Source organism: Pseudoalteromonas sp. 2CM39R, from assembly GCF_023161845.1.
In genome coordinates, this window is record NZ_JALNTM010000020.1 from 87,749 (window position 1) to 100,785 (window position 13,037).

Sequence of the window (13,037 nt, forward strand, 5' to 3'; positions counted from 1 at the left end):
GAAATGTGGGCAAGCTTAACTTGCCCTGAAATGACAGTTTCGTTTAGCCGTTAACGACTTTTGCAACTGCTTTTTCGAAACGAGCCATACCTTCGCGGATATCAGCTTCTGGAATTACAAGTGACGGAGTGAAACGAACAACATCAGCGCCAGCAACTAAAGACATAACGCCTTCTGCAGTACCTGCTACTAAAAACTCTTTTGCACGACCTTTGAATTGCTCTGTTACTACAGCACCAATTAATAGACCTTCGCCACGGATTTCATTGAATACATTGTACTTTTCGTTGATCGCAGTTAGTAACTCGCGGAATAACGCTGACTTTTCTTTAACGCCGTTAAGTACATCAGGAGTATTTACTGTGTCGAATGCTGCTTCTGCTACTGCACACGCAAGTGGGTTACCACCGTAAGTAGAACCATGAGTACCTACTTTTAAGTGCTTAGCGATATCAGTTGTGGTGATCATCGCACCGATAGGGAAACCACCACCTAACGCTTTTGCAGTCGTTAAGATATCAGGAGTTACATTTAGACCTTGATAAGCATAAAGCTCGCCCGTACGACCAACACCTGTTTGTACTTCATCAAAGATAAGTAGTGCATTGTGCTTTGTACATAACTCACGAACACCTTCAACAAACTCAGCAGTTGGCGAAATGATACCGCCTTCACCTTGCAGAGGCTCCATCATTACTGCACACGTGCTGTCTGAGATAAGCGCTTCAAATGCTGCTAAATCGTTGTAGTCACAGTGAACGATATCACCAGGTTTTGGACCAAAACCATCAGAGTACGCAGCTTGACCGCCTACTGTTACTGTGAAGAAGGTACGGCCGTGGAAACCTTTGTTGAATGAGATAATTTGTGACTTTTGCTCACCAAAGTTATCAAGTGCAAAACGGCGTGCAAGTTTAAGTGCCGCTTCGTTAGCTTCTGCACCAGAGTTAGCAAAATATACTTTTTCAGCGAACGTTGCATCAGTTAGCTTTTTAGCTAAGCGAAGCGCTGGTTCATTAGTCATTACATTTGATAAGTGCCAAATTTTTTCGCCTTGCTCTTTTAATGCACTTACAAGAGCTGGGTGACAATGGCCAAGACAGTTAACAGCAATACCACCAGCAAAATCGATAAATTCGCGACCTTCTTGGTCCCATACGCGAGAGCCTTCGCCTCGAACTGGAATAACACTTGATGGTGCATAGTTAGGAACCATTACTTGATCAAATAATTCGCGATTGACTGTCATTTTATATCCTCATAATTGTAAGCACACTCAGAGTAAGGTGGCGCTCTAAAGCTAAACTAAGCCATTTTACTTAGCCGATTGAGCTTAGCGCAAAATCACCAAAATTACTCTTTGGTTCAATTTTCATTCATCCATTATTCCAGAAAATTTTCATCCTGTCTCTTAGAAAACTTTCATGTAACCCTTGAAAATAAAGGGCTTGAGATATTTTTTCATGGATAGTGAATAACTATTTGAAGGCTACTTTTTGTTCTAAATACTACAAAAAGGCGTACGGCTAGTGAGCCAAGCAGAGGCTAAAGAGAAAAAATTTGTCGCTGCGGATTGATAAACAATGAATGAATAGTCGCAAAAAAATTAACAATTTTTTTAATTAATTTGAATATGAAAGCGATCAAAATTGCATTTTGCTAGCTGATCAAGCTCTTCTTTAGTGAAATCGAAGTGTGCAAACCAACGTTCGGTTTCGTCATTTTCGACTAGTTGATGCTCATTTAAACTTAAATACTGAGCGTAACAACGTGCTTTTAAAATCACCTTGGTAAGCGGCAAATACTCATCGTTTTTAGCTAAAGGTGTAGTTAACTGCTGCATTACCGCATTAAATGGCAAATACCTAAAGGCCATTTTCTCAATTACGGTCGCTGTTACCTTCATCGACTGCTTGTTCAGCAAAGAGCTTAAAAATAAAGGATCGGGTTTTAACTCTAATAAAGCTGTGTGTAAGTCTTTCTTTTGCTCATCACGGGCTTTCTTTACTTGGCGTTGCCAAACTAACTCGAAAATACGAAGGTATATGCGCACTAGCGCTATCTTACCCACATCAAGTAGCATACCTAAGGTAAACGCGTGCACCTCATTTACACCATTTAATTTAGCAAGTTCTTGAGCAGCAATGGCACACGCCATTGAGTTATCACGAAGTCGACGCTTTAGTAGTGGAAATGGCTCTGTACTGTGTGGCATCCAATGGCGTACCGCAAAGGTTGGCACGACAAACTTTAAGTTATCTAAACCAATGTAGCGCAGCGCTAACAGTGGGTTATCGACCTGAACTGAAGTGTGTTTATTACGTTGTTTTCTATAAAAAGGTAAATTCACAAACGCAACGAGCTCACGACCTAACCAACTCAAATCTTTAACTAACGGCTCTAGTCGACCTACTGAGGCCGAGCGCACAGCTAAAATATCTAAAATAGCAGGTACGCTATCTTGAATCCCTATAGTTTCATGAATTACTGAATCAATGTCTTCAAGCTGCTTATGCATGGCAGCCTCAATCACTTGGTGTAATTGCTTGCTCGCCTGTGCACGGTATTTATGGTGAGCTGTGCTGCTCTTTTGACGTTTTTTCTCAGCAGCAACTTCTACTTCTAATAGAGTTCGCTGTTCCATTGATTCGCCATAATCAATTTCGAGAGTGTGAATATAGCCAATTTGACGCTGTGCAAAACTGTGACCAAGCAAAAGATCGTGCGCGCGCTCATTAAGCACCATCGCAGTCCTTTGTTGTCGGTTTTCTTCGGTCATTTGCACAGGCGTATTGTCGGTCATATTTGTTAATTCACTAGCCTAAGGTTAGAAGCGAGTTAAAAAGTTAGCAAGTAATTCAAGCCCTTGTTGGGTCAAAATTGCTTCGGGGTGAAATTGCACTCCTTCAAGTGCTAAATCATTATGCATGATCCCCATAATTTCATCAAAATCAGAATTTTGTTCTGTCCATGCGGTAATGCTGAAGTCACTAGGCAGACTTTGTTTATCCACCACTAAAGAATGGTAGCGGCATACCGTCAGCGGATTTGCCAAACCGTTAAACACACCTTGATTGGTATGCTTAACTAACGAGGTTTTACCATGCATCACTTGCTTTGCACGAATAACATCAGCACCTAGAGCCTGAGCAATAGTTTGGTGACCTAAGCAAATACCAAGAATTGGCAACTGGCCTTTTAGTTGTTCAACCACTTGCAAAGAAATACCCGCTTCGTTTGGTGAACATGGCCCAGGCGATAGTACGATGTGCTCTGGGTTAAGTTGTTTAATCTCAGCAATGCTGATCTCATCGTTTCGTTTAACTAATACATCTTGGTCTAAGCGCTGAAAATATTGCACTAGGTTGTATGTAAACGAATCATAATTGTCGATCATTAACAGCATTGCGTGTAACCCAAAATTACTCAGTCAAAATAATGAAGGCGCATTTTACCCCAAGCGTTCATAAATGTCGGCAAAAAATGGGGGATTACTCAGCGATTAAATGCGCTGTAAGCTCAGCCCTTTCTTGCTCATTAAGTTTTTGCGAACATTTATTTGCAAAGTCATAACGTACTAGTACGGTTTTACCAACGGCACAGCAGTTATCTTGCTGCCAAGCCTCTTGGCGCAGTACAAATGAACTAGAGCCTATGTGCTCAACACAGGTTTTCACTGTGACATCGTGACCATAAAACAACTCACCCACAAAGCTTACTTCAACCTTAGCAATGATCAGTTTCCACTCATAAGGGTTTAAATCGGGAGTAAAAAACCTGAAAATAGGCGCTCGGGCGGCTTCAAACCATACAGGGAGTACGGTATTGTTGATGTGCCCTAGCACATCTGTTTCGCTAAAGCGTGGTGTGATAGTTTCAGTAAACATAGTAACCCTATAAAAAATATAAACTAAAGGTAGCTCATGACGGACTTTATTCGCGTATACGAAAACGCCCTCAGCAAAGAATTTTGCGACAACTTTATCACGGTATTTGAACAAAGCCCGCATTTAAAACAAGGCATTACCTCAGGCGGAGTAGATTTAGCGAAAAAAGACAGCCGCGATTTATACCTTAATAACCACCCTGAATACGCTGAGCAACTAAAGCATATTCAACAAACGACTGCGGGTTACGTCTTCAAATACCTTGAAGAGCATATTTTTATGATGATTGGTGCCTTTGGTTTAAAGGTTTACCATCCGCAAACGGGCAAACCTGTTGACCTAACACAAGATAACTTTGAAGAAGTCGGCAAACCACAATTGCCATTACTTGTGCAGCAAATTTTCCGCATGGGTCCAATTCAAGCACAGAAATACGATATCAATAAAGGTGGCTACCCTTATTGGCATAGCGAGGTATACCCGCAAGCTGGCCACAACGAAGCTCTGCATCGTGTGCTGTTATTTATGTTCTATTTAAATGATGTAGAAGAAGGTGGTGAAACTGAGTTTTACTATCAACAACGAAAAATATCACCAAAACAAGGCTCTATGGTCGTAGCACCGGGCTATTTTACCCACACGCACCGTGGTAATAAGCCAATTTCAAATGATAAGTATATTTTAACCTCGTGGGTCTTATTCAACCGCGCGGAACAAATTTATGGACAACCACAGTCCTAGCGGTAAAAAGCAGCCCACTCGGGCTGCTTAAAACTTATAGCTTAAGGCTTGAAGCTTATAGCTTAATTAAAGCTCAGCTTTAATCTGCTAGTAATTGATCAAATAAATCAAAAACCTTATCAAGCTCTTCAATTGTGTTGTAATGCATACAACCAATGCGTACTACGCCCCCGGCTTCTAATACACCTAGTTGCTTACATAAGCCTTGAGCGTAGAAGTTACCATCCCACACACAAATATGTTGCTTACCTAAAAATTCAGACACAACACGTGGCTCGATGCCTTCAAAAGTTAAAGCAAAAGTCGGTGTGCGATAAGCTATACGCTCTAGATCATCAATACCAAATAACTTGATGCGTGGGTAATCAGCTAAACGCGTTAAGAAATGCTTACTTAATGCCATTTCGTGTTGTTTAGTAATAGCAAATGCAGCCGCGAGTTTTTCTCGGCGTGAATGGCTGTCATCAAGCTCACTAATTGCAGCAATGTAATCAACAGCAGCAATTAATCCAGCTAGCGCTTCAAAGCTTTGTGTACCCGTTTCCCAGCGACCTGGCGCAACATCTTTTGCAGGTTCAACTTTATATGGTGTGAAACTTTCAAGATGCTCACGTTTGCCATAGACAATACCAAGGTGAGGACCAAAGAACTTATATGCAGAGCAGGCTAAGAAGTCACAATCAAGTGCTTGTACATCAACCAATTCATGAGGTGCGTAATGTACGGCATCAACATAAACTAGCGCACCAACAGCATGTGCAAGCTCAACGATGCGTTTAATGTCATTAATTGAACCTGTGGTGTTTGATGCATACGTCACTGCAACAAGCTTTGTTTTGCTAGATAAAAGGCTTTCAAAGTGTGCCATATCTAGGCTGCAATCAGCTTCGTTGATAAGAGTAGTTTTAACTGACGCGCCTTTATCCTCAGCAGCTTGCTGCCAAGATGATACGTTTGAGAAGTGATCTGCATTGGTGACGATAATTTCATCATCAGCAGTCCAATCACGCGAGATAGCACGGCTAAAGCTAAACGTTAAACTTGTCATGTTTGCACCAAACACGATTTGCTCTTTAGATGGCGCATTTAATAAATCGGCTGCAGCTTGGCGAGCATTTGCCATTAACTCTACCGTTTTATCACTTGAGAAAAATGCACCGCCTAAGTTTGAGTTGTAGTAACCCAAATATGCACTCATAGCGCTTAGCACTGACTGTGGTACTTGCGAGCCACCTGGGCCATCAAGAAAAATCGGTGACTGACCTGCAACTTGTTGCATAAGTGCAGGGAACTGGCGACGTAATTGCGTTAAGTTCATGAGATACCCTTACGCGGTTAGTACGAAGCAATCAAGGTAACCTTCTTTGCTTGCATCTAATTTATTCATTGGTGTAGCGTTGTGCCATACTTCACGGTCATTAATCAGTGCGAACATGCCGTCTTTGATTTCCATTTTGAAACATGGCTCAGCTTGTTGGTGTTCATAAACAAGCAGCTCACCACCCTCTAGGTTTTCGTGTGATACACCACATACGCATACGTGATCAAAACCATCTTGGTGAACACCTTCTGGCGCAGCTGGTGTGTCACTGTCGATCGCAAGCATTCTGAATTGGTGAATTTCAATAACGCGATCATCGCTGATACCCGTCATATCACGGAACTGATTCACGATTTGCTTCATACCATCAGTCACTAATAAGCTATCTTCTAGATTTTCATAGGTACGCTCAACATTACCTTGGAAGGTATTGATTGAGTCATCTTGCACGAATGCTTTTGTTGGTTGTAGTTTTAATTCACCATCAACAACTTTAATTACTGAATAACGACGCTTACGAAATTCACCATCTGCGTATGGGTTAGCAGGTAGGTTAGCAAAAGAAGGCTTAACTGCGTCAATGTGCGCTTGGCTTACAAAACGAAGTTGTAGAAGGTTCTGGTTGTTTAATGTAGTCATTTCGATCTCGCCTTAATACGTTGAGAATGTTGGCGAGGATTTTAATTCAATTAGCAGGGAATATTTGCGTTTTTATGTAAACCAGCAAGGTATATTGGATAATTTTAAGATCGTTATAGACATTTTTTAGAATATTTAATCTAAAAAATAAAAACAGCCACAAATGTGGCTGTTTTAGGTTGCACAATTTACGACAAGTTTAATTGCTCATAGAAAGGGAAACTTGATCTTGTGACTGACAACTATTACCTGCTAAATACTTACAGAAAACGAGTTCGGTGCGATTGTTGCTTATAAGCTCAAGCAGCGTGTCTTGGCCATTTTCAATAAATGACAATTTACCATCAACCAACTGAGCACCTGTGATACTTTGCTCTCCAATCGTCAGGGAGTACTCATAAGACTGACTATCTTCATTATAGCCCTGCTCATTTAATGACCATTTCGTACCATCGCTTTCATATAAAGTGAAACTATATAAGTCGTAGTCGTAGAATTTATCAACTGCTGTTGAAGTAGCATAATCATGTACATATAGATGTGCAGATGATTTTTCTAGCACCCCAGTACCATTATCATCGAACGCCACAGTACGCTCGACAAAATAGCGGGCTCCATCAATAGCAATCAGCTTGTAAACGAACTCACCATAAATGTAACATGTATCCAAGCTAGTATCACAGAAGTCAGTTGTTTCCCAACCTCCTGAGCTAGTATCTACATAAAGCCTTCTAATATAGCGGTTATTAATAAAGCTTCCTTGATATGAACTTGTTCCAAAGGTAAAGAAGATTTCACCATCGTCATAAATTTGGATTTCAGCCCAATGCGAATCAATATCATGACCCTCTCTGAACTGATGACGACCAGAAAAATTACTTGCATTAATGGCTACTTCATTGCGTTTAACAAACATGCCTGCATCAACATAGTCCCCCTCGTTATCATTACCCTTATCTAAAAATTGGTAACCAACGTTGATGTTTTTAGTAAAATAGAGTGTATCTGTTGAATTATCACTGCTGTGATTAAGTACTAAATTGCTATCAATGATCTGCCAACTAAACGTATCTTGCTCATCACTCAAAATATCTATGTAAGAGCCTGTTCCATCAGCATTGATCTGCATATTTAATAGCACTCCTCCTTGTTCAGCGCTTACAGCCCATTGCCCTACGACATCATCACCTACAACGGCAATTTCATCGCCATCAGAAAATGCATAAACATTGGAACTTTCAGTGCTGGTATTCACTAAAACGTCATTCTCATAATAGCTATATTCAACTGTTAGCCAATGCCAATTAAGCCCTTTTTCTGCCATTGGCATTAATTCAGCGTAACTAATCTCCGTGCGATATTGAACCTCTGTCATGCCATCAGGGAAAGAGATATATTCTTCCACGACAATACTATCGATAGGTGATAACTCAATGTGATCATCAACTTCATACCAGTTGATATTTGAACTACCGTTGAGAGTTACAGCGCCAGTGTTATCTGCATTTAGTAATAAGCCCAAGGCTGGTGCATTATATAAATCACTATTATTTAAAATATACTCGCCAGCGGCTAATAATGCAGGTTTAAATGTTGCTGTAATTTCGCAATCAGCACCTGTGGTATAGACAAGGTAATAAGCTCCTTCGATATATCCTTCGCATCCTGTAATTTCGTCAACAACATACCCTTCATCTGGGCTAATTACGAAAGACGCGTATTGGTGCCAATACGAAGTTTGACTGCTAGGTGAGAGACTACCATTCTGAGATGGGTTTACTGTTAACGTTACTTTAGGGCGCTTAGGTAAGTAGCTAATCTGCGTATCAGCTGAACAACTGCTTCCTTGCTGATATCGGCAAATAGTAACAGCATTTTCATCCGCAGAAACCAGCTCAACAAACCACGTATTGCCATCAACTTGATAGCTTAATACGCCATCATTGAACGTTGCTATATGCTCAACAGCATCAAAACGGACAACATACTCTTCTTCACCTAAATCATTGTATTGAATGTAAATAGCATCTGTAGAGCTATCATCTTTGTAAAGAGAAATCGCACCATCTAATAGCTCTTCAGTAAAAGCTGAGTATGACAAGTCTTTACTATATTCATAAATGAATACCGATTTAACTTCATCATATGCCTCACCAGCCATAGTGTAATAAGTTAGCGTTCTAATTATGTAGTAGGTGCTACCAACGATATTAATGAATTCATGTTGCATTTCACTTTCAAGGTAACAGTCATCAGCAAAGCCATCACAACTTGAAACAAGACCATATGTTTCTGAATAAAAACGTTTTCTAGAGAAGTTGCCATCTTCAATATGACCTTGGAAACTTGAATTACCTAAACCAATAGCGACACTACCATCAGGATAAATATTCAAATCATAAGATTGAGACGTACCAACAAAACCATGCCAACGACCAATAATATCCTCATTGGTTGTTGTTACATTCGCTTTTTTAACCATTAAGCCTGTTAATGTATTACTTGGCTCATCAAAACTAGTGTCTAATGCAACCACTTGGTAGCCCGCAGAGAGAGCTTTTGTAAACCAAAACTCAATTAACCCAGTTTCACCGTTTTCATCATAACTAATAGATAACTTAGTATCATTGAGCTCCCAACTAAATACCTCAGTACTCTCACCCGTTACATCCCCTGTACCATCGGCATAAAAGCGCAAAGTTTCAGGTTCATCATCAGATGACGCAGAATCATAATCATTGTCTCTTAGGTCTAAAACCCATGTGTTTTCGGTTAACTCTGTAGTATTTAGTGCTATTGTTTTAGCTTTATCAATCAGGTTAGTTGTATAGGTTCGAGTAATTGAAGGTTCCACAACGGGTTCACTACCATTTTGGTAGTCCAATGTTCTTTGTGTGGTTTGAGTCACTTCAATCGTTCTGAAAACCTCATTTTCTGCTAAAACTTGAAAACTAAAATCTGTTAATTTTGTTTGCCCAATATAAGATTCATTGCCATCGTTATATTCATCAGTGTAAGTCACTACACTATTTGCTAGTGCTAAGGTATACACCCCTGATTCTTTACTCATTGTCAGTGTTGAGCTTGTATTTGCATTAAGTTCACCTGTACCGTCACTTGCCAGAACAAGGTGATATGCATCATTGTTATAATAACGAGGTGAGTTAACTATAAAATCACCGACAATAGGCTCATCGCTATCAGAAACTAAGTTTTCATCTTTTTTAATTTCTTCTTTCGTCTCTTCAATGAGATCTGGATCTTTCTCATTTACTTCATCTTCAAAGTTCTTAGCGATATCTTCGTCACTGACAAGATCGAGTGTGCTTTCGACGCCTTCAGGGAGAACATAATCTGCATTATCCACGATGATTTTGATGAGAGTTGCCAATAAGATCTTTTCGTCAGCATCAACATTTAGCAGTGCTGCGTTTAGCTCTTCGACTGATTGAGGTTCTTCATTATTACGTGTTAAAAGCGCATATTCTGCGGTCGTTACATTCGTAATGTTGACGCCAAAGTTGTCTTCACTATCAAGCGTATTATCCTCACCAGCCTGTTCCAATAACGCTTGAATTGAGCTTAGCTGTGAAACAAAAGCAACCCCAGGGTTGGTGCTATCAAGACCTTTTGCTTTGACCAGCACAAGCTTATCACTTGCAGATTCGTCCACAACAAGCTCTATCGTATAGCGACCGGTTTGATCTGCATTGACCGAAAAGACGTCACTACCGACATTAATCTCTAACTCTGCATTAGCAATTGGTTGATCCGTTACTATCCCGGTAATTGTCACTGTTGATACATTTCGTTTAAATATAACGCTATGCTTTGCTGAAGCTGTTGCTCCATCGTTGTCGGTTACAGTGACAGTGAAATTAACCGTTGTATCAGCGTCTATATCGGGTGTTTGAAAAGTAGCTTCAGCACTCGTTAATCCATCACTTTGTACAAAGTCAAAACTAGCATCAGATGTCCAACTGTAAGAGGCAATGCTACCGTCACTATCTGTGGCAGCGGCACTTAATTTAAAAGAAGTCTGCTCTGCACCTTCTGATTCGGCACTAATAGTAACTGTTGGACTTTGATTAACGGGGTCTACAGGATCTGGTTTAGTTTCAGAGTCACTACCTCCACCTCCCCCACACCCAACTAAAAATAAGGTACCAATAACTGCAGCCAACAGCCGCTTATGAATTAACATACATACTCCATTATATTCACTTATAGCAGGGAAATTCTTAGCCATGTAAACGCTAAATCCCTTAACGTTGATAAAAAGCCACAGCGAACTGTGGCTCTTGGTTTACTCAATTAATTGCTTTTCTTACTTGTTGAAGCTGCTCCTGAAAAGAGAGGCCTCTCAGATCACCCAAACCAGCAGCCATGGTCAATGCATAAATTTCACTTTCTAGACTCAGCATGTGCGCTTCAACAGTGTCTTTATCAATAGCCGATTTTTGGGCTAAGTACTCAGCATAGAGACTATTAATACGATCGATTTGTAATGACAATAAAGCAGCTTGTTGTTTAATTTGCTCGTACTCACGATAGTTAGCTTTACTAAATGTTTCACCTTGCTCTAATTGTTTTCGAACGTCCTGATAAACTGTCGGAAATATATCGACTTTTTTTGAGTTAGCTAGCCCATAAATTTTTTCGATATACTGAGAGAAATAAAACTGTACAACGGCGTCTTTTTCTAAATCAATGAGTTGCTCTAATAGCTTAGGTACATACTCAGCAACTTGCTGCTCTTGCCCGTCAATGAGCATTTCCTTTAATTGTTGATGTTGCTTATCTAGCTCTCGATAACGCTTTTCATAAGATGTTTCAGCATCCAATTGATCTAAAATGGCAAACTCATCTCTAATTGGCTGTAAAACCGATGTGATCCTTTGCTTGGCAAGCTGCGCTTCAGTAACCAAGGAAATGACCTCCTGACTTTGAGACATGACTTCATCTGCAACCGTGTCAGATGAGAACAGTGACGCACTTTTTAAAGCATGTTCAGGAGCTAAACGCAGTTCATTAAACTCAGGCTCAAGCACCGCCCAAACTTTACGAGCCTTAGCTACACGCTCCTCATCAAATTGCGCTAAGTTCTCCGTATCTATTTGGTTATAAGCTGTCAGTGCTTCTTGGAAAACACTTTGGGCTTTTTCATAGGCTGCCTGTATTTGTTCGGGGCTCGCCTGTTCTTCTCCTGTAATACTACTCGCAAGAGAACCTAAATCTTGCTGAACAGAATCAATGGTTTTACACCCTGATAAAGAGAATAAAAGTAATGAGCTAATTATGGCGAACTTGTTCATTAATAGCTCCACTGCAAACCAACTGCAAAAGACACATTACTATATTCGACTTCAGGTACGCGCAGACGTTGACCATTTTCAAGATTCTTAGTCACTATATCGCGAGATTTGTATTGCGCATCAATACCGCCCATTAACGCAATATGTGACATTATTTGATAACGTAGCCCGACTCGTCCTAACACACCCCAGCCATTAAAACTGTCGGTTAATGTAGTTGTTTCAAATTGAGTATTTTGAATTTCAGAGTACATGGGTGTACTCAATTCAGCTTCTGCATACCAGCTGTACTTATTAAAACTGTCTTTTAAACGACTATCGTAACGGGCACCTAAAGTAAGCAAGATACCCATTTGATCTTCTGACACAGAGACCACGGGGCGTAGCTGGGAGTTATAATCTTGTTGGTCGCCCACATTGTTCGCGTTATTCATACCCGGTAAGGTAAAACGAGCGGGGTTATCTGGATCATCTGAGATAGCAATCAGTGCCTCATCAAATGCAGCCGCACCAGGTTGCACAAAAGCAAAATTTGAGCGTGTAAAACTAGAAGTAAAAAACTTAGTGCCTAAAGTAAACTGTATGGCTTTTGAAAAATTATAAGCACCTTTAAAACCGATCTCATTCGCTTTTGTTTTAAATGCATTTTCTTGAATATCGCCAAACTCTGCCAAATGCCAAGTTTCAGTTTCAATTTCGGTAGAAATTGTTGCAGCACTTTCAATATAGAATCCCCAATCATCATCAATCCCTGTGTATGATATCTGTCGTATTGCGGGATTGGTCACATCAATTGACTGGCTCAACTTGCCAAACCCTGCTACATCATTGAGAGTCTCACTATAGCTAATCGTTTCAAAACCGAGTCGGACTTCACTAAAAGAGGGGTTAACAGCAAGAGCCGAACCACTAAGGGGGAGTAAAAGAAGAAGTGCTTTCATTGTTCAATTCCTTGATTTGCAAAATCTATGCAGCCAAGAAATGATGCCCGCCTTCCTTGGTTACAACATTAAACACAAAGTTACAACTGTTAACTTTTAACAATAATCAGTGTAGACAAATGTATTAATTTTACAAACCAAACTGAACAAAAACTTAATAAAAAAGCCCGCTAGGTGCGGGCTTTTATACTAG

The 13,037-nt window shown here is 40.2% G+C and carries 10 protein-coding genes; 1 reads left to right on the top strand and 9 read right to left on the bottom strand.

Annotated elements, in window-relative coordinates; genetic code table 11:
• Positions 1-43: 43 nt before the first annotated feature.
• The 4 genes from MTF66_RS30745 to MTF66_RS30760 all read right to left on the bottom strand — a co-directional run bounded on the left by MTF66_RS30745 (position 44) and on the right by MTF66_RS30760 (position 3,887).
• A complete protein-coding gene (locus MTF66_RS30745) occupies positions 44-1,249 on the bottom strand; it encodes an aspartate aminotransferase family protein (protein WP_248529531.1) in 1,206 nt (401 codons plus the stop codon).
• A gap of 369 nt (positions 1,250-1,618) precedes the next feature.
• Positions 1,619-2,779 carry an HDOD domain-containing protein gene (locus MTF66_RS30750; RefSeq protein WP_248529548.1) on the bottom strand — a complete coding sequence of 387 codons (1,161 nt, stop codon included), beginning with the start codon at positions 2,777-2,779 and terminating at the stop codon, positions 1,619-1,621.
• A 48-nt stretch (positions 2,780-2,827) separates the two neighbouring features.
• Positions 2,828-3,406, bottom strand: coding sequence for an aminodeoxychorismate/anthranilate synthase component II (locus tag MTF66_RS30755; protein WP_058583980.1), 579 nt, complete (start codon positions 3,404-3,406; stop codon positions 2,828-2,830).
• 85 nt (positions 3,407-3,491) lie between these two features.
• Complete coding sequence (locus MTF66_RS30760) at positions 3,492-3,887, bottom strand: thioesterase family protein (protein ID WP_248529532.1); 396 nt, start codon at positions 3,885-3,887, stop codon at positions 3,492-3,494.
• 36 nt (positions 3,888-3,923) lie between these two features.
• Between MTF66_RS30760 and MTF66_RS30765 the strand changes: the two genes are divergently transcribed.
• Entirely contained in the window at positions 3,924-4,628 is a 705-nt protein-coding gene (locus MTF66_RS30765; RefSeq protein WP_054563475.1) for a 2OG-Fe(II) oxygenase, read from the top strand.
• 79 nt (positions 4,629-4,707) lie between these two features.
• On the opposite strand, the gene MTF66_RS30770 is transcribed toward MTF66_RS30765, so the two are convergent.
• The 5 genes from MTF66_RS30770 to MTF66_RS30790 all read right to left on the bottom strand — a co-directional run bounded on the left by MTF66_RS30770 (position 4,708) and on the right by MTF66_RS30790 (position 12,844).
• Entirely contained in the window at positions 4,708-5,946 is a 1,239-nt protein-coding gene (locus tag MTF66_RS30770; protein WP_248529533.1) for a cysteine desulfurase-like protein, read from the bottom strand.
• Positions 5,947-5,955: 9 nt separating this feature from the next.
• Positions 5,956-6,588 carry a 2OG-Fe dioxygenase family protein gene (locus MTF66_RS30775; protein WP_248529534.1) on the bottom strand — a complete coding sequence of 211 codons (633 nt, stop codon included), beginning with the start codon at positions 6,586-6,588 and terminating at the stop codon, positions 5,956-5,958.
• A 199-nt stretch (positions 6,589-6,787) separates the two neighbouring features.
• Entirely contained in the window at positions 6,788-10,792 is a 4,005-nt protein-coding gene (locus MTF66_RS30780) for a hypothetical protein (protein ID WP_248529535.1), read from the bottom strand.
• 106 nt (positions 10,793-10,898) lie between these two features.
• Positions 10,899-11,903 (bottom strand): hypothetical protein, encoded by a 1,005-nt coding sequence (locus MTF66_RS30785; protein WP_248529536.1) that lies wholly within the window; start codon positions 11,901-11,903, stop codon positions 10,899-10,901.
• The gene (locus tag MTF66_RS30790; protein WP_054563470.1) at positions 11,903-12,844 is read right to left on the bottom strand and encodes a hypothetical protein; all 942 of its coding nucleotides are present in this window, start codon (positions 12,842-12,844) and stop codon (positions 11,903-11,905) included. Before MTF66_RS30790 ends, MTF66_RS30785 begins: the two co-directional genes overlap by 1 nt.
• Between the last annotated feature and the right edge of the window lie 193 nt (positions 12,845-13,037).

What these genes read in the sequence shown, in the direction of transcription:
- MTF66_RS30750 (WP_248529548.1), bottom strand. Translation starts at nt 2,779, where the DNA reads ATGACCGAAGAAAACCGACAACAAAGGACTGCGATGGTGCTTAATGAG.
- MTF66_RS30780 (WP_248529535.1), bottom strand. Translation starts at nt 10,792, where the DNA reads ATGTTAATTCATAAGCGGCTGTTGGCTGCAGTTATTGGTACCTTATTT.
- MTF66_RS30760 (WP_248529532.1), bottom strand. Translation starts at nt 3,887, where the DNA reads ATGTTTACTGAAACTATCACACCACGCTTTAGCGAAACAGATGTGCTA.
- MTF66_RS30755 (WP_058583980.1), bottom strand. Translation starts at nt 3,406, where the DNA reads ATGCTGTTAATGATCGACAATTATGATTCGTTTACATACAACCTAGTG.
- MTF66_RS30770 (WP_248529533.1), bottom strand. Translation starts at nt 5,946, where the DNA reads ATGAACTTAACGCAATTACGTCGCCAGTTCCCTGCACTTATGCAACAA.
- MTF66_RS30745 (WP_248529531.1), bottom strand. Translation starts at nt 1,249, where the DNA reads ATGACAGTCAATCGCGAATTATTTGATCAAGTAATGGTTCCTAACTAT.
- MTF66_RS30775 (WP_248529534.1), bottom strand. Translation starts at nt 6,588, where the DNA reads ATGACTACATTAAACAACCAGAACCTTCTACAACTTCGTTTTGTAAGC.
- MTF66_RS30785 (WP_248529536.1), bottom strand. Translation starts at nt 11,903, where the DNA reads ATGAACAAGTTCGCCATAATTAGCTCATTACTTTTATTCTCTTTATCA.
- MTF66_RS30790 (WP_054563470.1), bottom strand. Translation starts at nt 12,844, where the DNA reads ATGAAAGCACTTCTTCTTTTACTCCCCCTTAGTGGTTCGGCTCTTGCT.
- MTF66_RS30765 (WP_054563475.1), top strand. Translation starts at nt 3,924, where the DNA reads ATGACGGACTTTATTCGCGTATACGAAAACGCCCTCAGCAAAGAATTT.